Below are 22279 nucleotides of genomic sequence, written 5' to 3'. Positions count from 1 at the left end.
AACGCTGTTAAACCTTAATAACACAGGTTGCTAAACTCCATAAGTCTTATTATATCAATGTTAATAAGGGCGGGGCAACAATTTATTAACCACGGTGAAGAGTGGGCGTGACTGTCATCAGCATATCTCTTCCCGAGAAGCTCCTCGAAGCGGTAGACGAAGTCCTAGAACGAGAAGGCTACACGAGTAGGAGCGAGTTCATCCGCAACCTTGTCCGAGCATACCTTGACGAGAAGGCTTGGGCTAGTAGGGCGACTGCATACCTAGTAATAGTTCTAACCGACCACAACGAGTCGGTTCGGGTCGACGAGAAGGTTATAGGCGTAATACACAGACACCAGGCCCTGGTTAAGGCGTTCTATCACCAGCTCCTCGGGGAGGGACTCTGCCTAAACATAGCTGTTGTCGATGCGCTCCCAAGCTCATCTATGATGCTGAAGGCCCTTCGCGGTCTCCGGGGAGTTAAGAGGGTCTGGATCATACCAGTAATAGTTCCGTAGAGCTCTCTGTAAAGTGCTCCCTAGATAAAGCCCCTCGCCCGCAATATAGTGGAATTGGGGTTAGAGTTGGATATAGTTGGGATCCTTAAGAGGCGGCTTGGCGGGGGAAAGGTAGTAGACGACCCCGCCATTATAGGCATCTACACCAGGGAGCCCAGTGGTCTCCGGGGTAAGGGTGTAGAAGCGGTCGTGTTCCCGGAGAACGTTGAGGATGTGAGGAGTATAGTTAAGGCCGCCTACGAGTATAGCGTTCCCATCTACCCGCAGGGATCATCTACAAGCCTATCGGGCTCAGCTTATCCGGAGAAGGGCGGGATCGTTGTAAGCTTCGAGAGGATGAGGAGTATAAGGGAGGTTAACATTGTAGACGCCGTAGCCGTCGTGGAGCCCGGTGTCCGGATAGACGAGTTAAACGAGCACCTAGAGGAATACGGCTACATGTTCCCAGTAGACCCCGCCAGCAGCGCTGTGGCAACGGTCGGTGGGGCAATAAACACTGGAGCTGGAGGGATGAGGGGTGTGAAGTATGGCACTATGAGAGACTGGGTGCTCGGGTTACAGGTTGTGATAGCTGACGAGGAGGCGACTGTCTTGAGAGTTGGCTGTAGGACCGTGAAGTGCAGGCAGGGCCTCGACCTCACCAGGCTTATAGTTGGGAGCGAGGGGACCCTCGGCATAGTGACTGAAGCGATACTACGCATAGCACCGATCCCCGAGAAGGTTGTCTACATACTAGCATTCTACGATAGCCTCGAGGACTTGGCTAGGACGGTTATAGATGTGAAGAGGCGGGGGATCACCCCCTACATTGCAGAGTTCATGGAGGCTGAGACTGTCCAGAGGGCGAAGAAGCTCGCCCGGGTAGACCTTGAGGGGGAGGGCCACATGCTCCTGCTCGGAGTAGACGTTAATAGGGAGGCGGCCGAGAGAATCCTCACAAGCCTAGTGGAACTCGCTAGGAGCAACAAGGCCAAGGCAATCCACACCGCAGGCTCTACAGAGGAGGCTGTTGAGAGGGGCCTCTTCACTATAAGGAAGAACCTCTTTACATCCCAAGTCCACTATACAAGGGAGAGGCTCGGCGGTAAGGAGAATGTGATGGTTCTCATAGAGGATATCGTTGTCCCTCCCAGCAGGCTCGTGGAGGCGGTGCGGGGGATAATGGACCTCTCAAGAAAATACGGGTTCACAGTAATGCTCGGCGGCCATATAGGGGATGGCAACCTCCACCCGGCTGTAGGGTATGACCCCGAGGATCCAGAGGAGACTAGGAGGGTGGAGGAATGGTTCATAGAGGTTATGAAGCTGGCCCTAAGCCTTGGGGGGAGTGTGAGCGCCGAGCACGGGATAGGGACCCTTAAGAAGAAGGGGCTCGTGATGGAGGCAGAGGCCCTGGGGAGCCAGAAGATGATAGAGCTGATGAGGGGTATCAAGAAGGTGTTCGACCCGAAGGGGATACTCAACCCTGGAAAGATAGTCTAGACTATACTGGTGTAATTAAGAATAATCCCGGGAATACACGTTGATACTGGTGGGCTTGAATAATGGATAAACGCCGCGAGGGAGGCGGGGACCCAGAAGACCCCGTAGAGGAGGCTAGGAGATTTATTCTGGGGGAGGCGTCTAAGTGCATGTTCTGCGGCTTCTGCGAGCCGGTCTGCCCAACCCTCCCCCTCGGACCCCATAGAGGGTATGGGCCTCGGGGAAGGGTGAACATCGCTCTAGGCCTGGCTAAGGGTACCTACAGGTTCACCGGGGAGGCTATAAGAAGCCTCTACTCCTGCCTACTATGTGAGGCGTGCCATTTGAAGTGCCCCGCCTCCCTAGATATAGTCGGGGTGGTTAGGGCCGCGAGGGTCCTATACTCTAGTAGCTTGAGGTGAAGCTGGATGCTCGAGGTTAGAGAGATCCTCCTCTTAATGGCTGAGGAGACCCGCAAGAGGGGCCTACCCCTACCTGTTCCGGAGAATGCATTAACGGAGTGGGCTGAAGGGCTGGGCCTGAAGGAGAGGGGGGACGTCCTCCTCTATACTGGGGGCCTCTACCAGCTCATCCCCTACATCAACGCTTTCGTAGAGTATCTTGAGAGAATGGAGGGTAGCAGGGCCTCCGGGTTCCTCCTAAAGGCGGCGAGGAGGCTCAAACTCACAGGTCTAGCCACCGCAATAGCCAAGCCCAGGAGGGAGGAGGTCGAGTATAGTAGGAGGGTGCTTAGGGCGATCGTGAGACTCCTCCAAAAAGCCGGGGTGAGTGTAGCGTATGACCCGAGAATAGACGGCTACAGCGGTGTGCTACTCTACGATATGGGTCTAGAGGACCTGTTCCGAGAGCACGCGAGGAAAGTCTACAACGCGCTGAAGTCTGCTGGGCCAAGCCTAGTAGTTACTGTAGACCCCCATACAACCCATATCCTCAGGAACGTTTATCCAAAGTATATTGATGGATACGATCTGAACGTGAAGTCATACCTCGAAGTCCTAGCGGAGAGAAGGATTGAGCTGGAGGGGGCTGGGGGAGAATGGGTGATACACGACCCCTGCCTCTACGCTAGGCCTCTCGGCATAATCGAGGAGCCCCGTCGCCTCCTTGAGGCGGCCGGCGTGAGAGTAAGGGAGCCCAAGAGGACTGGGAAGATGACGTATTGCTGCGGCGGCCCCCTGGAGAGTATTGCGCCCAGGCTTTCCAGGAGTATAGCGTCTAAGAGGCTCGAGGAGCTCTCGTCTGTCTCGAAGAGGATAGTAACCCTATGCCCGATATGCTACGCCAACCTCACCCGCGTCTCCCGTGGAGAGACTATTAGGGATATATCCCTGGTACTTGCTGGTGACGTGGATTGACTGGGCTAGAAGAAATCCTCGAGGAGATCTACAGGGCTCTCGAGGACCAGGGATTCCAAGAAGCGGTTTGGAGGTCTAGCCTGGGAGCGGAGGAGAGGGTCCCCCGCATACTTGAGGAGTACGATTACATTAGGCGGTTGGCGGAGGAGGTGCTTGAGGCGAGGCGGAGGAGCATCGAGCGCCTCCCGGAGCTAATCGATACCCTAAGGGAATCTGCCCGGAAGGTGCACTTGAACCTCCACTATGCTGAGACCGCGGCGGACGCTCGCGAGATTGTTGGCGGCATCATTGGGTTCTGGGAAGAGGGTCGTGTTCTCTAAGAGCATGGTTGCAGAGGAGATAGGGTTGAGAGAGTACCTGGCTGAGAAGGGGAATGAGGTCTGGGAGACTGATCTCGGCCAGCTCCTCGTACAGCTCGAGGATGGGAAGCCGATGCACACGACTGCTCCAGCCATACACTTGACTGTTGAAGAGGCCGCCAGGCTAGTTAGGGAGAAGCTCGGCCTGGATCTCCCAGGGAACCCGAGGCCAGAGGACATAGTGGCTGCGGTCCGCGCCTTCCTCCGCGAGAAGTTCACGAGCGCAGACTATGGTGTGAGCGGGGCCAATGCCATAGCCGCGGATACTGCTAGTATTGTGCTCGTGGAGAATGAGGGTAACATTAGGCTCGTCACAGGCCTACCTGAGAAGCATATTGTGGTTGCTGGTGTGGAGAAGGTTGTTGAGAACCTCGAAGTCGCCCTGAAGCAGGCGCTGGTCCAGTCGGCCTATGCAGGCCTATACCCTCCAACCTATATGAACATCATATCAGGCCCCTCTAGCACGGCTGATATAGAGCATAGGAGGGTTTACGGGGCCCATGGCCCCAGAGAAGTCCACCTGGTACTAGTCGATAACGGGAGGATGAAGGCTCGGGACTCGCCGCTCCGGGAGCAGCTTAGGTGTATAAGGTGTGGACGCTGCCAGTGGGAGTGCCCTGTTTGGAGGCATACTGCCAACTTGTGGGGTGGGGATACTTATGGGGGTCCAATGGGTGTGAACTGGACTGCTATAACGGAGGGTTTGGAGAAGGGGGGAGAGCTGAGCATGCTGTGCCTCCAGTGCATGCGTTGCGACGTGGTTTGCCCCGTAGAGATACCGCTCTCATCGATCATACACTGGCTTCGGAGGAGCTACGTGGCTGGACTCTTATCCTAGACTCTAGCCTCCCCCGGATCTTCTCCAGGATCTCCTCGGCCACTTTGAGGTCCACGGAACTCCTCCTCACAGCTTCCAGGTCTATAACCGTGAGGCTTATGTAGCCGTTAAGTACTGCCCAAACATCGCTTCCTTCAACGGTGTCCCAGTACCGGTCCCTGAAACTGTGAGAGGCCGGCTCAAAGCGGCCTCCAACCCCTACAAGCCTCAGCTTGTAATTGTTCCATGCTAAGCGGGTCGCCATTACCCCTCTAGGTTTCTCCGGCACGTTCAGGTTAACCAGCATGCCGGGTCTGAGACTCCTTAGGTGTTGCAGGAGTTCAGCCGCGGCCCAGGCGGCCGGCGAGTATTCATCCTCGGTTAACCCCTTGTCTGTAGCGAGGCTCACTGCTAGACTTGGTATCCCGTTTAGGGCTCCCTCTATAGCCGCTCCAACGGTGCCGCTCGTGAAGAGGTCTTCCAAGCCTATATTCGGCCCCCTATTGATCCCAGAAACTATCACGTCGGGCTTTTCGCTTAGAAGGTGGTGAAGTGCAAGGTAGACTGCAGAGGCGGGTGTCGAGTCAACCCACCATGCCTTCCTCGCCCATGGATAGTCTGCTTCACCATACTCTGCCCTCATCCTCATGGACTTACCCATACCACTCTGCGGATTCTTTGGCGCGACAACGTATACCTCGTGCCCCCTTTCATGGATCTCTCTCACGAGCCTCTTCAGGCCGGGAGCATCGATTCCATCGTCGTTTGTAGCTAACACGATCAACGCGGTTTCTCCAGGCAGTGAATGTGGATTAAGGAAATTAAGTCCTTGCGCAGGGCGGGTCGTAAGGATCCTTTATCTCAACCCCCAATAACAGGCAAGTTTGGGTCTTACTCCCATAATATATGCACTCAAGGCAATTAGTAGGTTTTCTACCGTCGAGGGTGAGCCCCTTAGTCTCACGGGCAAGCGCCCGCTTCCTAGCCTTAATCCGGCCTAAGCCAGGCCCCTGTGGGCCGGAGGCCTCCCTGGCCGGCGGCGCTGGTGCTAGCTGTGGCTTGGGCGGAGCAGCTGGCTTGGCCTCCCTTTCCACCATAGCTTTCTCAGGCTTCTTGGCTTCCTGGGCCTGCCTGTAGTATTTGCATTTCTCGTACTTGTCTGTGAGGCAGGGATATGCTAGTGGGTTAACCTTCTTTCCTGTAACTCCGCATATTACTATTGGCCCCTTTCTTTCCGCGTATGGACAAACCAATAGTATTCGCCTCCCGTTAAGGGTTGGGGTGTTTACCCCGCTATAATGGGGGACTGTATGGGTTTAATTGGTAGCGCCTGTTATTCTACCACCTCTGACTCCTTGAACAGGTAGTATGCTCCAGCAGCTGCTAGCAGAGCTGGGACTATGCCTCCCAGGAGGTACCATGCCCCCAGTGCTAGTGATCCGCTCTCCTTCGCGAGCGAGTAGGTTGGAAGCGTTGCACCATGGATTAGGAAGCCTAGACCGAATAGTAGGAGTGATGTGCTCCTTATCTCCTTGTACACTTTGAGGAGATATGCTCCGGTTATGAGGGCTACTGGGACAAGTATCCCTAACACCCTCCCCGCGCTGGATATAAGGATCCTCTTGTCGAGAGGCGTGATGTGAGAGAAGTTTAATGCGATAGTCCAGATCGTTCCAACCACTATTATCGCTGCTGGGATATAGACTTTAACACTCTTCCTCTCAACGCCAAGAATCTCCGCCGCGAATAATACTTCGAAGGCCGCCCATAGTATTATGAAGACTCCCCTCACAGCGTCTAGGGCTAGCATACTGTTTAGGTAGCTGGATTCAAGATTATTCCACGAGCCTCCAGCAAGCGCTAGAAGCTTTGATGCCTCATAACCGTCTAGTAAGCTCTCGAGGCCAACCCACAATAAGCCGAGGCCTAGCCATAGGAGGGCCTTGTGGCCCACTTTCTTATAAACGTAGAGGACGAATATGCTGGCTAACAGGAGGACGACAAATGTCCCGTAGGGATAAGCTATCTCTGGTTGCATAAGGGTCCACCTCCCACTTACATTACACTATACCATGATTTAAGGGTTAAATGTATCATACTAGTTTATAACAATGACGTTACCAAGCACTAATCATGGATTGTTTGAGAATGCAAGGGGCTCGAGTATGAGGGTCTCAGTGGTCGGGGGAGGCGTTGCCGGACTCACACTAGCATTGATCATGGCGAGGAGGGGTCATAGGGTCACACTCTACGAGCAGCAATACCCCGGCTGGAGCGCTACGGGGAAGAGTGCCGGGATAATAGTCACGGTATTCGAGGAAGACCTGCTAAGGCATGTCCTTGCATCCCTCGACTTCTACCATAGCCTCCCCGGCTCGGAGTCTATTGTGAGGGGTGTGGATGCTCTATACCTTCATAGAGAGGGAGCCTGCGTCTCCAAGCTACTCCGCATACATGAATCTCTCGGACTTGGGAGCCCCAACCATGTACAAGTCGATCTCGGAGTAGACTTCGATTACGGCAGGGATTACTATGCCCTCATAAGAACGTACCTTACCGATGCGGGGTGGACCGTTAACACCCTCTACTCAGAGCTGCTGAGGAGCGGCGGAGAGATAGTGGATGGGTGGGTTGAGAGAAAGGGAGACAGCTTCCACCATCAAAGCGGGAGACTTGAGGGAAAAATTGTTGTAGCGGCTGGTCCATGGACAAGAATACTCCTACCAGAGATAGAAGACTCCACCACCATCTACAGGTGTCAAGCGGCTAGCGTGGAGGGACCCGCCCCAAATGTAGTCATTGAGGATGACGCCCTCGAATACTACCTTGTCCCAACCACTAACTCCCGCTTCGTGATCGGAGACGGGGCTAACCCTATAATAAACGACCCCATTGACGGCTTCACCCCCGACCCGGAGGACTCCTATGATGTACTAGAAAGGTATGCGAGGAGGGTCCCCGAGGCCTGGGAGTCTAGGATTATACAGGTGTGGGCCGCCCCATGCATCACTACAGGGGACGGACTCCCACTAGCTGGTAGAGTGTACGATGACGTCTACGTTCTAACGGGCTTCAATGGGGCCGGGTTAACGCTGGCTCCAGCGATAGCAAGGATGCTCGCGGCCGAGCTCGAGGGGAAGGGGAGGGTCCCCCAGGACTTCTCACGGCTGGAGAGACCCTCTCGAGGCGTTGTAGAGCCGTATTTCGTCAAATGCTAGAGCACCCGCCAGATATACCTCATTTAAAGGAGTGCATCCTACATTATCTCCCCGGCGGCTGAGAATGCAGAAGCGGATACTCGTCACCAACGATGACGGGATATATAGTCCTGGCATAAAGCTCCTCTACGATGCTGTCAGCCCTCTCGGCAAGGCGATCGTATTCGCCCCCGAGACACCGAAGAGCGCGAGCGGGCTGGGGATAACCCTCCACAAGCCCCTGAGAGTTATGAGGGTCAAATACTGGGGGATAGACGTCTACCTAACCAACGGTACCCCCAGCGATATCGTGTATCTAGCTATAAATGAGGCTGTCCCACAGCTCGACCTAGTAGTCGCCGGGATCAACGTGGGTGATAATACGAGCGTCCAGGTTATACTGTCCAGTGGGACAGTAGGAGCTGCAGCACAGGCCAGCCTGCTAGGCATACCCGCCATCGCTTTTTCAGCCAACGTCGAGGACGCAAACGACTTCAACGACCCGGAATATGCAAGGGAGGTGACGAGGATAACTAGGGCTATATCAGAGTACGTGTTAGAGCATGGTTTGCCCGAAGGCATACAGGTGTTAAACGTCAACTATCCCAGAAAGATCACTAGGAGGACCGAGGTGAAGCTGGCTAGAATGGCGACAATAAAGTTCCTCCAGAGAGTCAACGTAAGCTATGATCCAAGGGGTAACAAGTACTACTGGATGTATGGCACCATGGCTGAGCCGGAGCCAGGAACCGACGTGTACGTAGTACACGTGGAGGAGAATATCGCTATAACCCCGATAAGCTTCCACCTATTAACTGCGGATACACTAATCGAGAAGCATTCCGGCTACTTCGAGGACCTCGTTAAGAGCATAAAACTGGGAGAGATAAGTGTTTGAGGGTGAGTCTCCGGAGATGTCTTTCCCTTCGAGACGCTTCAAGGACTGGGTTGTCGCTCTAGCATATGCTGAGAAGTGGCTTATACTAGGAACGATTATAGGGATCGCCAGCTCCATAGTAGTGATAGTCTTCTTCGAGCTACTGGTTAGAATGGTAGCCTTCTCCTCCAGCCTCCTAGGAGTCCAACTATCAAGCCCCACCACCGACCTCTCAATAATATTCGCCGAGACGAGCAAGAAGTTAATGATACCCCTACTCGTGCTCGCAGGAGTAGCGGCGAGCGCACCAATAGTGTATAGGATAGCCCCGGAGGCGGAGGGAGGAGGTACCGAGGCAGCGGTCTTCGCCTACCATAGGAGGGCCGCCCTGATACCGGCTAGGGTCCCCTTGGTAAAGCTAGTCGCCAGCGTTTTAACTATAGGAACGGGTACGAGTGCTGGCGTCGAGGGTCCCAGCGTCCACATGGGCGCTGGCGTCGGTAGCGTCCTTGCTAGGAGGCTCGGCCTTTCCCGGCGGGATAGGAACATCGCCTTCGTCTCAGGGATCGCTGCTGCCCTCGCAGCAGTCTTCAGGGCGCCTCTCGGGAGCACCTTCTTCGCTACCGAGGTGCTCTATAAGAGGGATATAGAGGCCCACGCGTTCATGCCAGCCTTCATATCCTCCCTCGTAGCCTATGCTGTATCCGCGCCCTACTTCAAGTTCGTTGAGCCTCTTCCAAGGATAGACGTTCCACCCGAGAATATCTATAGTGTTGGAGGCCTCCTAACGCTGATTGGGCTAGGCTTCTTCATAGCACCGTTCGCATACTTCTTCATTGAATTAATTCTAGGCTCTGACAGGTTTTTCAGGAGGATCGTGCGAAGGCTTGGCTTGCCAATGGAGGCTAAGCCCCTCCTGGGAGCGTTACTCGCGATCCCTATAATACTGGCATTCCCCATAGTGGCGGGGTCTGGGAAGAAGGCGATTGTCCTAGCCCTGACCGGCCAGGTGAAGGACTACCTTCCCTTCCAGCACATTATGCCACTTGTAATTATATTCATTCTCGCCGCTATAGCCAAGGCGCTCGCCACAAGCCTGATGGTAGGCTCTGGTGCAAGCGGCGGCGTCTTCGCCCCCTCACTACTGGCAGGGGCATTTCTAGGCTGGTCCTACTATCTCCTTCTCGGCAGCCATGCTCCTCTGCCTGGACACGTCTATGCATACGTTGGGATGGCGGCCTTCTTCGCGGCTGCTGGGAAGGTCCCCCTAGCAGCCTCAATAATAGTTGGAGAGATGGGGAAGAACTACTACCTAATCGCCCCCACTCTGGCTGCAGCGTATATTGCTAGGGAGCTGACTGGTGAAAAGACAGTATACCCGCCGCAGCTGAAGGAGAGGCCTATAATCTAACCCCTACCTCTCCAAGTATTCCCTAAGAACGTCTAGGTGGGGCTCAAGCATCCCAAGAACCTCTCTAGCCTCATCCTCCCCCAGCCTGTGCCTGTGGATCAACGTACGCCACCCGCCTCCCCTCCACCTGGGGAGGACGTGGACATGGAAATGGAAAACCTCCTGTCCGGCAGCTCTCCCCGAGTTCACTAACACGTTAACTCCTGGCGCTCTAAGGCGGACACGGTATATCCTCGCCAGAGCGGCCGCTGCCCTGAAAACCTTCGACACGATGCTTGGGGGGGCATCATGTATCGACTCGTAGTGCTCGTTGCTGATCACTAGGAGATGCCCCTTCTCAACCGGGTATATATCCAGTATAACCGAGATATCACTGTCCCTGTATACGAAGTAAGCCGGGGCATCTCCCCTCGCGATCCTACAGAAGATGCAGCCCTCCATTCCCGGCACCTCCCCAAGAATGTTCACCGGTATCATCTAAAATACCTGCCACCACCCGCACAATTATAATGGATGACCCGGTTGACTCGTAGAAGGAGTAGAATTAGACAGGAGATAAACAAGATAATCTACACTGGGAGGGGGAAGGACTACAGGATAGTCTACCTCGACAGAACGAGAGAGTATGGTGCAAGGCTCCGAGAGCTCTCCTTCAAGAGGATCAGGAAGGTGACCGAGTGGGCCATCTACCTAGATGACGATGAAACCGTCATTCCGCTCCATAGGGTCGTTGAGATACGTGATGAGAGGGGTAGGAGCGTATGGAGAAGATCCGGGGAGCAAGATACGAGATCGTAGTCGACGAGAAGATAACACTTCCCAAATGGGATCCTGGGGAGAGAAGGCTGTACGTTAACAGGCCCCTTCTAGAGGCTGATGTGAAGATTAGCCTCCTAGGCGAGAGGATAGCTGGGCTCCTACTTCCACCAGTGGAAGCCAGCTCTAATGACCTAGAGGAGCTCATCGCCGTCTACAGGAGGAGGGTAGCGGCAGAGCAAGCGATCGATCTAGTATCTAGGCTTGGACCCCTAGCTAAGATGGCTAGCATCGATCTAGCATACTTCCCAGTATCCAGGGCCCAACTTGTATGGGGGGATGTCGGGTGCATGCTCGACCTCGACCCGGAAAGGCTTAGGAAAGCCTTTAGGGAGGCCGCGAGAGTAGCTGGCGAGGTCGCGGGAGATACTGTCAGGGTAATGCCGAGAAGGTACAGAGAGTTCATCTACACTACTCTAAGAAGGCTACAGATCTCTACCATAAACTGGGCTTCAAGCATAATGAGGCTTATCAGGGCAAGCGGCTACAACCCCCTATCCCTTTGTAGGGAGAGGGATGAGGAACCCCCAGACCCATCTTGGCTAGTCTACCTCCCAGAGGGTCAATTCCTCTATGACTGTCCTGGCGTTGAAGATATAGCGGAGAACTACGTTGGCGGGGACGCCCGGTGTAAGAAGGTTGGATTCACCTCCTCAACCCTAGTATGCGAGGGTCCCTCGGGGAAGATCGCTGTAAAGGAGTATTTGAGGATGATCGCGAAGTGGCTTCCTGCTTCCATACTAAGCAGGTCTGCCGTGAAATACCTTATTACCCCGAAGAGCAGGCTCTATAACGAGTACAAGCATCTGATCGAGCTCAGGAGTATAATTCAGACACCAAGGATTCTAGCTGTTTGCGGTGACCCGGTAAAGGCTGTTATGGCTCGATCATTCATTGAAGGAACCCCTGTCATTGATAGCGGGGATCCAGGAGAGTGGAGGGACTCTGGCAGAGCACTCGCCGATATACATAATGCTGGCTACGTGCTTGGGGATCCGAACCCCGGTAACTTTGTCGCCTCACGGGATGGGCTAGGACTGATAGATGCTGAGCAGGCTAGAAGGTTCACCCCTGCAGGTGGCGCGTGGGATCTAATAGTATACGTATACTATCCCGTAGCCCTTGGAAAAGACAGGGACTTAATAGTAGAGGGGGTTAAGGGCTACTTAGAACGGGTTGATCCAAGGAGGAAAAAACGGGTTGTTAGAGAACTAAGGAAGGGTAAGATATGGCTCGGACTTGTACTCCTACCCTACCAGTTTAGGAAGGCCAGGGAGGTTTTCCGGGAGGCAGGAGTCGAGCTTACCTGAACGTGTTTATGTATGCTAAGTGGCCGTGCCTAGCGTAGGTCTTCGCCCTAACCATCTCTGCTAGATCGATGTTAGCTGGCTTGACGGCGCTCCCGACTACCTCAACCACTCCCATTGCGGCCAGCTCTTCAAGTATAGGCGACGGAGCCATCACCTCTGGAGATCGGTCTCCGCGCACCCACTTTGCCATCCTCTGCATCGTTTTCCTCATATCCCTTCTCACCACTATCATGCTGAGACAGCGCCAGCGGCTATATAGTAGATGTATTCTTTTACGAAGAATTATTAGTGGGCCAGCCTACAGTGGGACCTGCTGGGAAACTAGAGGGTTCCCCCGCTTCCTCCTCTAAGCTTGTTATAAGGCTTCACAGCATAATTATTAGAGTGGAGGTGCTAAGATGCGGGCTACAGCATCCACGGCAGTAATAGTTCTCACAGTTATAATCCTGTTAGCGGCTACAGCAGTATACTCTGTTACAAAGTATAACGGGCCACCATCACAGTCCACCGCACCCTCTGGAAGCAGTACCAGTCCAGCAAACTCAACTACGAGTCCAGCAACAACCAGCCAGGCCGGGGAGACCTCTGCGGAGGAGAGCGTAAAACTTAGTGGCTACCTTAACATAAGCGTGGAGTCGAGGGGATCAGTCATTAAGATATCGAAGTATCACGTCACTGTGAGGGCGAATAACAGCACAGTCACGATAGACATGGTACTACCCAACCCCTGCTACAAGGCGGATCTTAGGTACAACTCACCGGATAACACTCTCCTCCTAACTATAAACTCCCCTCCAAAAGGCAAGGCGTGCATACAGGTTTTGAAGCCTATAAGCCTCTCAACAAGCATAGAGCCCCCGCCCACAGGCAAGGTTATGCTGAAGGTGTATCTCGACGGTAAGCAGGTTGCTGAAGCGGTAATACCCCTCTCATCGTAAGAACCCATCAATTTTTACCACCCTGCTCAAGCACTGGATCACCCGGTGTAGGCGGGCTTGGGGTATCTTGAATCGTTCCACGCGGACAAATCGCTGATAGAAGACTTGATTCTAATCCCTGGGGCTCCAGGATACGAGGATAGAGTGCGGAACTACATTTACGAGATAGCCTCTAAATACGGACGGGTCGAAAAGGACGCGATGGGGAACCTCCTCCTACGCCTTCCAGGTAGAGGTGAGGGGACCATCCTCCTCGCAGCCCACATGGATGAGATAGCACTGGTAGTAACGGGGATAGAGGATAACGGCCTCCTAGCCTTTAGGAAGCTTGGAGGGATAGACGACTCCATCCTCCCAGCCAGGCATGTACTCGTCCACGGCTCACAGGGCCCCGTGCCGGGGGTAATAGGGGCGGAGCCACCCCACCTCAGAATGGTTAGGGGGGAGGATAGGAATAGGGTCAAGCCCTGGTACGAGCTAAGGATAGACATAGGTGCTGACTCCAAAGATGAGGCTATCGAGATGGGTGTAGGAGTACTGGACCAGGTAACCTTCAAGAAGCACATCTCCTACCTAGGCAACGGCAGGTACATCTCTACTAGGGGCCTAGACGATAGGGCAGGCTGCGCCGCGCTGGTGGAGCTGGCTAGGCTCATCGGGTCTGGAGTAGTTGAGCCCAGGCCAGACGTGGTCATAGCATGGACCGTTCAGGAGGAGATCGGCTTGATGGGTGCTAGGGCTCTAGCGAGGAGACTCCAGCCCGACCTCTTCATAGCAATAGACACGACCACCTGCTGTCACCCCTCTATAACAGGAGGGCTAAAACTAGGCAATGGACCCCTCCTAAGGGCGCTCGACAACTCCTACATAGCTCCCCCCAGCCTGGTAAAGAACCTCTACAAGACGGTCACGTCGAAGGGGATACCACTCCAGGTGGCGAGCGCTGGGGGAGGAACTGATGCGGGTGCCTTCCACGTAACAGGAGTGCCCTCGATAGCCGTCTCTGCCCCGACACAGTACACTCACAGCCTCACTGAGAAGATGCATCTCGGAGATTATGAGAACTGGGTGCGGGCCCTCGCCGCTATAGTGGAGGCGGGAGTAGAGAGTTGAAGCTGAGGCTAGACTACCTCTACTTTATTGCAGCAATTGCACCTTTCGAGGCATTGATAGGGGTCTCCCTCCAGGAGCTGGGGGCAATCATAGCCTATAACCTCATACTAGCAATCACTCCACTCATTATAGCCTATGCATTCTACACTATGGGCTCCAATGGGGCTAGGAGGAGTGGCTTAATCGTAGGGTCCCTAAGCCTCGTAAAGATAGCCTCGATGACTATTGTGGATCTCCCCCCTCTGGCGGACGCTGTAGTTGACGGGCTTCTAATTCTATCAATGCTATTGTCAGTCTACTATCTGTGGCCGGGAAAGGACTCCGCACTCTCAACAATACTGGGGGTGCTGGGCGTTGGGCTTGTAACCGTTAAGCTTGGATGGCCGACACTGGTTGGGGGCTTGGTGCTCGAGTCGGCAGCGTTAATCCTTGCCGGCGCGGTTGCTGGAAACTATTCGAAGAAGGCTGTAGAGAGCGGCTAGCTATGTATGCGTCCCCCCTTATTGGCTATTATTATTGAGATTTGTGTGTTGATTTTTCAGAGTTCATGCTAATTAAGCCTTAAATCCTCCAGGCCCTATATTTATAATAAGGCTGACTCCCCGTCAGCCCCGTATATACCCCCTTAAAAGAGGTGTAATGGTATGGCCTCTGTACAGGACCTCCTCCGGGACATCCTTTCTAGGAGGGACCCTCACGGATACTATGTAATCCCGGTCGACGTCGACCGGGTTGATGATATATTGAAGACTGTCAATGGTGGAGGGATAAGGGTTGTCTACGCTAACGATGTCGCCCTCATAAAGACAAGGAGTAGGAGTCTAGCCATAAAGCTCGTGAGGGCCGCTGCGAGGATGGATGCGCTGGTTATAGAGTTGTAGGGGTTGTTTTCTCCTCTCCCCCATATATTCCTGTAGACTGTATTGTTTTCAATCCTATATAGTTTGATACTAGGTAGCTTCCCAGATATACTAGCGGGGTGTCTCCGAGGGCTATCAGCCACTTCACAATGTACTGGCCTAGTATGATGCTTCCTATCACATTCCATGGCAGGGCTTGGCCCCCGAGCAGGCTGGGTATGATGTTGAATGCTAGGCTTATGAAGATCACTGTGTCAATGAACTGGCTGACCATAGTGGAGGCATTGTTTCTCAGCCACAGCCACTTTCCATGGGTCTTCTCCTTCCAGAAGTGGAACGCCCAGACGTCGTGGGTCTGGCTTATTATGTAGGCGGTGAGGCTGGCTAGTATGATCTGCGCACTACCACCCACCACGGACCTATAGGCTTCGGGCGAGGCCGGGCTGAATGGGGCGTGTGGGAGCTTGAGGGCGAACGCGTTGTAGCCTAGTATTAGCAGTTGTGTGGCGAATCCTATCAGGACGGCGACCCCGGATGCCTTCTTACCGTATATCTCGCTGATTATGTCCGTGAAGAGGAATGTCATAGCGTAGGCTAGAACGGCGGCTGGCGCCGATACTGTGACCCCGAAGATCTCTGCGGAGAAGAGCTTGGAGGCCAGGTAGTTAGATGATACTAGGCTCCCCGTGAATAGGGCTACGAGTGCAGCGTAGGCTATGGTTGCCTTGTCCAGTCTCATCTCAGCCTGCATCTTCCATCACCTTCTATACCGATTCATTTGTAAATCCTTATTATCCTTTAGGATCACATTGGCGGTAAAATAGCTCTCCATAACACTGTTTAGTTAAACAACTTTCTAGTGGTTTCCACACCATTCAACCATATTATCCAAAGTGTATGCGAGGACTAGAATAGGGGAGAAGCATGGCGGTAGTGTCTTTCAAGGTTGTCCCGATTGTAGGGGAGAAGAGCGTATCTAAGTATATTGCGAGGGCGGTGGAGGTTCTCGTGGAGGAAGGCTTCGACCCCATAGTAACCCCGGACACGACGGTCGTAGCAGTCGACGACCTATCTAGGATAGGAGAGATTGTTAAGAGGATCCACGAGGAGCTTGCAGGAATGGGGGTTGAGAGAATCGTAACCCTAGTCATGATAGATGATAGGAGGGATAAACCCAGCAGGGACCCCATGGAGCTCGTGAAGAGTGTTGAGTCCAAGCTGAGGGAGGAGAAATAGCGGGGTTAGACCCATACCAGGCTGCGGAAGCGATTACACTAGTAATCCTCGGAGTAGCCGGGGTGCTGGACTATTTCTATAGGGAGGTTGACCCGGAGCTCTGGATCATCCCGGCCCCTCTCGCTATAGCTCTCGGCTTGGCCAGCACAGTACACTACACTCAATTACCCGTATGGTTCCCCTACCTCTTCAACGGGGTCATTGTTGGAGTCGTTGCTCTCATGTACTATTTGGGGTTCATGGGAGGAGGGGATCTAGCAGCTGTAGCCTTCACTAGCGCTGCCCTCCCAGTTATACATGGTAGCGTCCTCCCCACGAGCCTCTTAATGATCCTCTATTCAGGCCTCTACCTCCCCCTATACTATCTGGGAGAGCTGTTGCGGAGGTGCGGGTCCACGTGCCTTCCCCGGCTTAGGGCACGGGTTACGGGGTACGAGCTCGTCGGGAAGTATAAGTGGTGGCATCCATTGGGGTGGAGGATTGAAGGGGACCCCCACGAGGTTGTGGCTTTGATGAACGCCTGGGACAGGGAGCTCGACGCTGCCCCCCTACTGCCCCAGGTAACCCTCCTCTTCCTGGGCCTGTTAACGGCCGTGATAGCTGGAGACGCCCCCATCCTAGCACTGCTTGGAGGGTAGATGGTATTGGACATGCTCTCGGAGCTCGTGGAGGAGCTGGGAGGGGCTCCAGCTAGGATCACGCTGCCGCTAGCGTCTAGGAATCCGGGCAGGTTGGCTAGGAGGCTATCCTTCACCCGCGGCCACGGCTACTACTGGATAATACTCTGTAGGGGTCTTTCTTGTAGGGCGTGCGGGTTCCGGGAGGAGCCTATTGTCCGGGTCGAGAGGATTAGGGAGAAGGACATCCTGAGCGGCCTGAGCCATCCTGTTCCAAGGCTTGTTGTCGAGTGCTGCGGCAGGGTTGTGGGCGTTGGAGAGTGGCGTGGGAGCAGGATCGTGTTGGAGGATTTGGAGTGCGACGTTAACGTTAAGCCTGCGAGTGTAGAGTGTGGTGGCAGGGAGTGTAGGATTAGCTTGGCGGAGTGTTTGAGGGAGTGCTCGGGTTAGAAGGCTACTCGGCGTCCCTAATGCCCCACTCTGTTACGGCGAAGACCGCCTCACCCTCCGGCAGGTGGGGGGCGTCTACCACCCTCGCTATCCTCTTGTTGCCCCTGCTCTTCTTCAGCTGTATCCTCACTCCTGGGGCATGGTACATTACGTGTCCTCCCACGGCAGTGGTTGGGTCTCCGTAGAAGACGTTTGGCCTAGCCATTACCTGGTTCGTTATAACCACTGCTACATTATAGATTTCGGCGAGCCTCCCCAGCTGGTGGAGGTGCCTGTTCAGCAGCTGCTGCCTCATGGCGAGGTTCTCCCTACCTGGGAACTCGGCGCGGAAGTGGCTCGTGACGGAGTCGACTACCACTAGCTTGATGTTCTCCCTCTTCAGCATGTCGAAGAGCTGGTCGACGATAGCCATCTGGTGGTGGCTGTTTATCGCCCTTATCCAGTAAATATTCTCCATCACTGTATCCGGGTCGAGGCCTACACCCTTAGCCATCTGCTCGATCCTCTCCCAGCGGAATGTACCCTCAGTATCAATATAGACTGCCTTAGCCTCTAAACCCCCCTGGTCCTCTGGGAGCTGCACGTTTACCGAGAGCTGGTGGCATACCTGGGTCTTACCTGAGCCGAACTCGCCGAAGAACTCTGTTATGGTGCGGGTCTCTATGCCTCCTCCCAGGAGCTCGTCTAGCGCTTTGCTTCCCGTCGTGATCTTTCTAACATTCATCCTCTCCATTTTCAGCTCTTTCGCCGTCTTGAATCTTATCTCGAGGGCTTCCCTAGCAGCCTGTATGATCTTCTGTGCTGTTGGGAGGGGTATACCGGTTACCTGGCTGAGCTCGTGTGGTGTTGCTACTGCTATCGCCTCTATGCTTGTGTACCCGTTCTCAATGAGCTTCTGGGCCGAGTTTGGGCCTATTCCTGGGAGGTCTGTTATGTCGCGTATCTCCTTATCCTTCTTACCCATTACTATTCAATCCCCACTTTACTATCGCGGCGAGCCTAAGGGTAATATAGTTACGGTATACTATGGATCCTGGTGCCCGGGGTTACCGGATGTATTATTGCCCCTTATTAATATACCCAGGGGTCCCAGACTAGTCTCCATCGAGGGTTAAGGATTGAGGATCCTCTTGATACACGCCGAGGAGATCTGGTATAAGACCCACAAGCCCGCGGTAAGGGACCCTCCCGACCCTCCCCGAGAATATAGGGATGCCAACGCCGTTGTAGCATACGTGAGCGTTGAGAAGGGGGACGACGAGTCAACCGTGAAGGCGGCCGCCATGGAGATCCTGCGCTATGCGGCGGAGATGGTTAAGACCGACTCAATCATAATCTACCCCTACGCCCACCTCAGCAATAGGCTAGAGAGGCCTAAGAGAGCCCACCACCTCCTTGTGAGACTCGAGGAGGAGCTCCGCAGGAACTGGGAGGGCCGCCTCCACAGGGCGCCCTTCGGATGGTATAAGGAATTCCGGCTACATGCTAAGGGACACCCCCTCTCAGAGCTGTCTAGGAGCATTGAGCCGGGAAGCCACGTTGTAGCGTATAGGAGTGGGGGGAGGAGTCTCACATTAAAGGAGGCAGTGAAAGAAGGGCTCCTACCAAAGTGCCTCGGCATTGGATCGCCGGGCCTCAATAGGATCGCCCAGGAGAAGCTAGACTTATTCGGAGTATTCGGGTGGAGCAAGTGGCTAGCCCAGGAAATGGTGGATAGGCTCATCAAAAGACTCAGAGCGCTCTACGGGCCCCCCGAGGAGGTCGTCAACACTCCATATGCTGAGAATAATGGGTTACTAGACCTAGCCGGTGCTGGAGGCGTATATAGAGCGGCTATGCAGGCTAAGGTGGGGAGTCTGGTGGGTGCTCCTCTCCCATCAAGCGTCTACAAGTACCTTGGGGACCCCCTGGAGTTCCTCATAGAGACTAACAAGAGGCTAGAGGACAGCCTAGTAACTATACCATTGTGTGGCGAGGAGCCCTGCCTAGACCTCGGAGTTGAGGGTGAGCTAATACTCTATAATGGCGGAGCCTGCCTCCCCCTCGGGGTAAGAGGGAAGGATTGGAGCCTGCTTGGACCCCTCGGCAACATCATTGTCTCCCTTATAGACGTTGAGTCGCGGATGGCCGTAGAGGGAGACCATACACCCACCCTCCCGGTATGGCTTCACCCGGTAACAGCCTACATCATTCCCGTCGCAGGCGTCGAAGAATACGCTAACACTCTGGCCAGGGAGCTTGCCTCTGTTGGTGCTGGAGTGATTGTAGATAATAGTATGAAGGGTGTCGGGGGCCGTGTCAGGAGGGCTGGCAAGCACTGGGTACCTTACACTTTAACAGTTGGAAGGAGAGAGGCTGATACTGGAACAGTTACAGTTAGGAGGAGGTGGAGGCCTGGTAGCCAGGAGGTTGTCCCTCTAGGCGAGCTCGTCTCGGAGGTTAAGGGGCTCCTCTCCGTCTATGGGGTCGTCGGCTTCGTCTGGCACCTTTCCTAAGACTATATGGAACGTGTTCTTCTTACAATACTTGCAGTAGTGGTATATCCTACCCATCCGGTCTAGGCGGAAGCTTACCGGGAGGATCCACTCCCTACCGCATTCTGCACATTTAAGCCTCCATCTAGTCATTCATCCAGGCACCCTTTGGAGTACCCCGGGCACGCCACGCCTTATACGTGTAGCGTCTAGGGCTTCTCGAGGGAGAGCTTCGAGGCTAGGTACATCTTCTCGACTACGGGTCTAAGCCTTGGGAGGAGCATGTTCCTCATAAGGTAGAGTGCTTTGAGGGGTATGAGGATCTTCTCGCTATTGATCGTGTAGCCGCAGACAGGGCACTGGAACGAGACTGTTACGAGAACGTCTCTCTCCAACTCACCCGGCCACTTCAACTTATACTTATAGTCCCCCGGCGCGCCGCAGGCGGGGCATGGCCCTACCTCGACGAACTCGTACTCCAACATAGTCCCCTCCACAAGTATGGCCGCGCCAATACATTGGAGCGCATCCAGTTTATCATATGATAGGCTCCGGAGTCTTTAAAACAAGAATTACCTCCCCGGGAGGACCCCCTTCCCTACGAGGAGATCATAGGCTTTCCTCAGAACCCTCCTAACCCTCCACCTCTTATGTATTGACCCGTAGAGGCTGAGAGCTGCAAGCCTGATACTACCCCTCCTTGTAACCTCTAGGAGAACCTCCCTCTCCTCGAGGGATAGCTCGTTGCCGAGATACCTGAGGGCGATCCTGGCAAGGTCCACGGGATCGAGGCCACCGTATGGGTCCTCGCTTGCTTCCTCACCGAAGCGCTGGACGACCTCCAACCCTATTATAGTGACGTAGTCGTCGCGGCGCAGGTCTCCATATACCCTCCTAAGCTCGCGTAGGAGCGTCCTCTTATCCGGGAAGCCGTCTAGCCTCGCATCCTCATCGGTTAGTTCCTCCACGCGCTTCACCCTTGTGAATGTAATCCTAGCTTTAGCCACAGGCCGTCCGCCGGCATGTATAATGACCTCCGGATACTTCACCCTCACTACACCGTAGCGTATGGTAGCCTTCTTCTCACCGGAGAGCAGCTTCTCAGCATACTCACGCTTCAACATTAGGTGTCTTCCCAGGAATGTTCTCCTCGCCTTTTTACCCTCTCCTCCCAACACCTACACCCTTGGGCCCCGCGGATCGAGGCCTGTGAGCAGTAATCCACCCACCTCGATACTTGCATGGGTGGACCGGGCTGAGTAAAATAGTGATGAGGGGCCAAAGCGGCGAGGCCCCGTTATCCGCGGGGCTCCAGTATTTACTCTACAAGGGATCCTGGCTCCAGCCTCCTACAAGTGGCGAGGCTCCGCGAGCCTGGAGAGAATACAGCCCCCATCCTGAGGCCCGGAGGTACTGAATCCGCAAGCCCCTTCATCCACTCCGGTACCCCGGTGATCCCTCCATCCCTAGCAACCGTGTGGCTAGCTACAACTGCCCCCTCCCCTACAATAGTCCTCTCGAGAACGCTGCCGGCCTCTACTACTGCCCTCTCCATCACGATTGTGTTTCTTAGGAGGCTCATAGGCTCGACTACTGCTGCTTCCTCTATGATCGTGCCGGGCCCTATGATTGAGTTGGCGCCGACCCTAGCTCTCCTCCCAATGTATGCTGGCCCCATTATAACGACGTTATCCTCGACTACCGCCCCACTCTCTATAACGACCCCCCGCCCTATCGAGGCACTGGGGGATACGCTGGCTTTCCCAGTTATCGTCGAGGAGTCAGGGTCTAGTATGAGCCTGTATGCCTCGAGGAGGTCCCAGGGATAGGCGAGCTCCAGCCAGTCTCCCTCCCATATGTATGCTCCAACCCTGCCCTCTCTGGCAAGCTTATTCATACCCTCAATAAAGTCATAGCCAGCCAGAGTTTGGAGGATTTCCCTTTTACCAATAAGTATGCCGGCGAACACGTAGCCCCTTCCAGCCCTCCACGGCTCCAGCGTCTCAGTTAATCCTTCAACCCTGCCCCCAATATCCAGCTTCACGAACCCGAAGGTCTCCAGGCCGCTGCTCACGGGGGCGATCGCTAAAACGACTGGGTACTGGCTTGCAGTATAGTAGTCGAGGAGTTTAGCAGCGATATCCCTGGGCCTGGTCAGGTAGCCTGTGAAGGATAATAGAACCTCTCTGCCCTCCGCGTTGGAGAGGGCGGCTTCGAGAGCGTTCCTCAGCCCGGGACCCTTCTGCTCGACGATATCGAAGGTTGGAGGGACCCCGTAGAGGGGGGTCATTTTGGGGTGGACTACTATTGAGCCGTGGCCGGGCTTGATGACGGAGACCTGGTCAATAGTGTAGTCTATTATCCTCCTCCCCGCGATCTTGAGGAGGGGCTTAGGCTTATCCCTCGTCAGGGGGCCGAGCCTCTTACCCCATCCCCCTGCCAGTATGGAGACCCACACCATTATTCA

At 54.5% G+C, this 22279-nt stretch carries 27 protein-coding genes and 1 pseudogene; 18 read left to right on the top strand and 10 right to left on the bottom strand.

The window, feature by feature from the left end; translation table 11 throughout:
* Nucleotides 1-107: 107 nt before the first annotated feature.
* From ACZ47H_RS08005 to ACZ47H_RS07985, 5 genes and pseudogenes are all read left to right on the top strand, one after another.
* Nucleotides 108-500 carry a CopG family ribbon-helix-helix protein gene (locus tag ACZ47H_RS08005; protein ID WP_464933159.1) on the top strand — a complete coding sequence of 131 codons (393 nt, stop codon included), beginning with the start codon at nt 108-110 and terminating at the stop codon, nt 498-500.
* A gap of 66 nt (nt 501-566) precedes the next feature.
* Entirely contained in the window at nt 567-1982 is a 1416-nt protein-coding gene (locus ACZ47H_RS08000) for an FAD-binding oxidoreductase (RefSeq protein ID WP_464933158.1), read from the top strand.
* Nucleotides 1983-2044: 62 nt separating this feature from the next.
* Nucleotides 2045-2383: a 4Fe-4S dicluster domain-containing protein gene (locus ACZ47H_RS07995; protein ID WP_464933157.1), complete on the top strand. Its 339-nt coding sequence runs from the start codon at nt 2045-2047 to the stop codon at nt 2381-2383.
* Nucleotides 2384-2389: 6 nt separating this feature from the next.
* On the top strand, nt 2390-3337 hold the full coding sequence (locus ACZ47H_RS07990; protein WP_464933156.1) for a (Fe-S)-binding protein: 948 nt from the start codon (nt 2390-2392) through the stop codon (nt 3335-3337).
* A 26-nt stretch (nt 3338-3363) separates the two neighbouring features.
* Nucleotides 3364-4534, top strand: a pseudogene (locus ACZ47H_RS07985) (LUD domain-containing protein).
* Here ACZ47H_RS07985 and surE (ACZ47H_RS07980) read toward each other — a convergent pair.
* The 3 genes from surE (ACZ47H_RS07980) to ACZ47H_RS07970 all read right to left on the bottom strand — a co-directional run bounded on the left by surE (ACZ47H_RS07980) (nt 4488) and on the right by ACZ47H_RS07970 (nt 6551).
* Nucleotides 4488-5291, bottom strand: coding sequence for a 5'/3'-nucleotidase SurE (gene surE, locus ACZ47H_RS07980; protein WP_464933978.1), 804 nt, complete (start codon nt 5289-5291; stop codon nt 4488-4490). The pseudogene ACZ47H_RS07985 and the gene surE (ACZ47H_RS07980) overlap by 47 nt on opposite strands.
* A gap of 43 nt (nt 5292-5334) precedes the next feature.
* Complete coding sequence (locus ACZ47H_RS07975) at nt 5335-5766, bottom strand: hypothetical protein (RefSeq protein WP_464933155.1); 432 nt, start codon at nt 5764-5766, stop codon at nt 5335-5337.
* Between the two features lie 80 nt (nt 5767-5846).
* Nucleotides 5847-6551 carry a hypothetical protein gene (locus ACZ47H_RS07970; RefSeq protein ID WP_464933154.1) on the bottom strand — a complete coding sequence of 235 codons (705 nt, stop codon included), beginning with the start codon at nt 6549-6551 and terminating at the stop codon, nt 5847-5849.
* Between the two features lie 127 nt (nt 6552-6678).
* Here ACZ47H_RS07970 and ACZ47H_RS07965 point away from each other — a divergent pair, with 127 nt between their 5' ends.
* From ACZ47H_RS07965 to ACZ47H_RS07955, 3 genes are all read left to right on the top strand, one after another.
* Nucleotides 6679-7731, top strand: coding sequence for an NAD(P)/FAD-dependent oxidoreductase (locus tag ACZ47H_RS07965; RefSeq protein WP_464933153.1), 1053 nt, complete (start codon nt 6679-6681; stop codon nt 7729-7731).
* Nucleotides 7732-7795: 64 nt separating this feature from the next.
* Nucleotides 7796-8608 (top strand): 5'/3'-nucleotidase SurE, encoded by an 813-nt coding sequence (gene surE, locus ACZ47H_RS07960; protein ID WP_464933152.1) that lies wholly within the window; start codon nt 7796-7798, stop codon nt 8606-8608.
* A gap of 16 nt (nt 8609-8624) precedes the next feature.
* Entirely contained in the window at nt 8625-9998 is a 1374-nt protein-coding gene (locus ACZ47H_RS07955; protein WP_464933151.1) for a chloride channel protein, read from the top strand.
* A gap of 3 nt (nt 9999-10001) precedes the next feature.
* On the opposite strand, the gene ACZ47H_RS07950 is transcribed toward ACZ47H_RS07955, so the two are convergent.
* The gene (locus tag ACZ47H_RS07950; RefSeq protein ID WP_464933150.1) at nt 10002-10439 is read right to left on the bottom strand and encodes an HIT family protein; all 438 of its coding nucleotides are present in this window, start codon (nt 10437-10439) and stop codon (nt 10002-10004) included.
* An 81-nt stretch (nt 10440-10520) separates the two neighbouring features.
* On the opposite strand from ACZ47H_RS07950, the gene ACZ47H_RS07945 reads away from it, so the two are divergent.
* Together ACZ47H_RS07945 and ACZ47H_RS07940 are read left to right on the top strand one after the other, a co-directional pair.
* The gene (locus ACZ47H_RS07945; protein WP_464933149.1) at nt 10521-10796 is read left to right on the top strand and encodes a DUF504 domain-containing protein; all 276 of its coding nucleotides are present in this window, start codon (nt 10521-10523) and stop codon (nt 10794-10796) included.
* Nucleotides 10760-12124, top strand: a complete 1365-nt coding sequence (locus ACZ47H_RS07940) for a hypothetical protein (protein ID WP_464933148.1) — start codon at nt 10760-10762, stop codon at nt 12122-12124. The genes ACZ47H_RS07945 and ACZ47H_RS07940 overlap by 37 nt, the downstream gene beginning before the upstream one ends.
* On the opposite strand, the gene ACZ47H_RS07935 is transcribed toward ACZ47H_RS07940, so the two are convergent.
* Entirely contained in the window at nt 12117-12335 is a 219-nt protein-coding gene (locus tag ACZ47H_RS07935; RefSeq protein WP_464933147.1) for a hypothetical protein, read from the bottom strand. The genes ACZ47H_RS07940 and ACZ47H_RS07935 overlap by 8 nt on opposite strands.
* Before the next feature lie 187 nt (nt 12336-12522).
* On the opposite strand from ACZ47H_RS07935, the gene ACZ47H_RS07930 reads away from it, so the two are divergent.
* The 4 genes from ACZ47H_RS07930 to ACZ47H_RS07915 all read left to right on the top strand — a co-directional run bounded on the left by ACZ47H_RS07930 (nt 12523) and on the right by ACZ47H_RS07915 (nt 15056).
* The gene (locus ACZ47H_RS07930; protein ID WP_464933146.1) at nt 12523-13062 is read left to right on the top strand and encodes a hypothetical protein; all 540 of its coding nucleotides are present in this window, start codon (nt 12523-12525) and stop codon (nt 13060-13062) included.
* Nucleotides 13063-13119: 57 nt separating this feature from the next.
* Nucleotides 13120-14175 carry a M42 family metallopeptidase gene (locus ACZ47H_RS07925; RefSeq protein WP_464933145.1) on the top strand — a complete coding sequence of 352 codons (1056 nt, stop codon included), beginning with the start codon at nt 13120-13122 and terminating at the stop codon, nt 14173-14175.
* The gene (locus ACZ47H_RS07920; RefSeq protein WP_464933144.1) at nt 14172-14657 is read left to right on the top strand and encodes a hypothetical protein; all 486 of its coding nucleotides are present in this window, start codon (nt 14172-14174) and stop codon (nt 14655-14657) included. The genes ACZ47H_RS07925 and ACZ47H_RS07920 overlap by 4 nt, the downstream gene beginning before the upstream one ends.
* Before the next feature lie 162 nt (nt 14658-14819).
* Nucleotides 14820-15056, top strand: a complete 237-nt coding sequence (locus tag ACZ47H_RS07915) for a hypothetical protein (protein WP_464933143.1) — start codon at nt 14820-14822, stop codon at nt 15054-15056.
* Here ACZ47H_RS07915 and ACZ47H_RS07910 read toward each other — a convergent pair.
* On the bottom strand, nt 15043-15786 hold the full coding sequence (locus ACZ47H_RS07910; protein WP_464933142.1) for a queuosine precursor transporter: 744 nt from the start codon (nt 15784-15786) through the stop codon (nt 15043-15045). The two genes, ACZ47H_RS07915 and ACZ47H_RS07910, sit on opposite strands and share 14 nt — an antisense overlap.
* A gap of 173 nt (nt 15787-15959) precedes the next feature.
* Here ACZ47H_RS07910 and ACZ47H_RS07905 point away from each other — a divergent pair, with 173 nt between their 5' ends.
* The 3 genes from ACZ47H_RS07905 (at nt 15960) to ACZ47H_RS07895 (ending at nt 17338) form a co-directional block, all read left to right on the top strand.
* Nucleotides 15960-16271: a thiamine-binding protein gene (locus ACZ47H_RS07905; protein ID WP_464933141.1), complete on the top strand. Its 312-nt coding sequence runs from the start codon at nt 15960-15962 to the stop codon at nt 16269-16271.
* A 62-nt stretch (nt 16272-16333) separates the two neighbouring features.
* On the top strand, nt 16334-16909 hold the full coding sequence (locus ACZ47H_RS07900) for a hypothetical protein (RefSeq protein WP_464933140.1): 576 nt from the start codon (nt 16334-16336) through the stop codon (nt 16907-16909).
* 6 nt (nt 16910-16915) lie between these two features.
* Nucleotides 16916-17338: a hypothetical protein gene (locus ACZ47H_RS07895; protein ID WP_464933139.1), complete on the top strand. Its 423-nt coding sequence runs from the start codon at nt 16916-16918 to the stop codon at nt 17336-17338.
* A 4-nt stretch (nt 17339-17342) separates the two neighbouring features.
* Here ACZ47H_RS07895 and radA read toward each other — a convergent pair whose 3' ends face one another.
* On the bottom strand, nt 17343-18302 hold the full coding sequence (radA, locus tag ACZ47H_RS07890; protein WP_464933138.1) for a DNA repair and recombination protein RadA: 960 nt from the start codon (nt 18300-18302) through the stop codon (nt 17343-17345).
* A 154-nt stretch (nt 18303-18456) separates the two neighbouring features.
* Between radA and ACZ47H_RS07885 the strand changes: the two genes are divergently transcribed.
* Nucleotides 18457-19833 (top strand): threonyl-tRNA synthetase editing domain-containing protein, encoded by a 1377-nt coding sequence (locus tag ACZ47H_RS07885; protein WP_464933137.1) that lies wholly within the window; start codon nt 18457-18459, stop codon nt 19831-19833.
* A gap of 188 nt (nt 19834-20021) precedes the next feature.
* Here ACZ47H_RS07885 and ACZ47H_RS07880 read toward each other — a convergent pair whose 3' ends face one another.
* From ACZ47H_RS07880 to ACZ47H_RS07870, 3 genes are all read right to left on the bottom strand, one after another.
* Nucleotides 20022-20294 (bottom strand): hypothetical protein, encoded by a 273-nt coding sequence (locus tag ACZ47H_RS07880; protein WP_464933136.1) that lies wholly within the window; start codon nt 20292-20294, stop codon nt 20022-20024.
* 90 nt (nt 20295-20384) lie between these two features.
* A complete protein-coding gene (locus ACZ47H_RS07875) occupies nt 20385-20987 on the bottom strand; it encodes an ASCH domain-containing protein (protein ID WP_464933135.1) in 603 nt (200 codons plus the stop codon).
* Between the two features lie 143 nt (nt 20988-21130).
* Entirely contained in the window at nt 21131-22273 is a 1143-nt protein-coding gene (locus ACZ47H_RS07870; protein WP_464933134.1) for a sugar phosphate nucleotidyltransferase, read from the bottom strand.
* Between the last annotated feature and the right edge of the window lie 6 nt (nt 22274-22279).

It is taken from the genome of Thermodiscus maritimus (genome assembly GCF_055382595.1).
The sequence above is the reverse complement of the archived record's forward strand: the minus strand, read 5'-3'. Positions and strand labels throughout refer to the sequence as shown.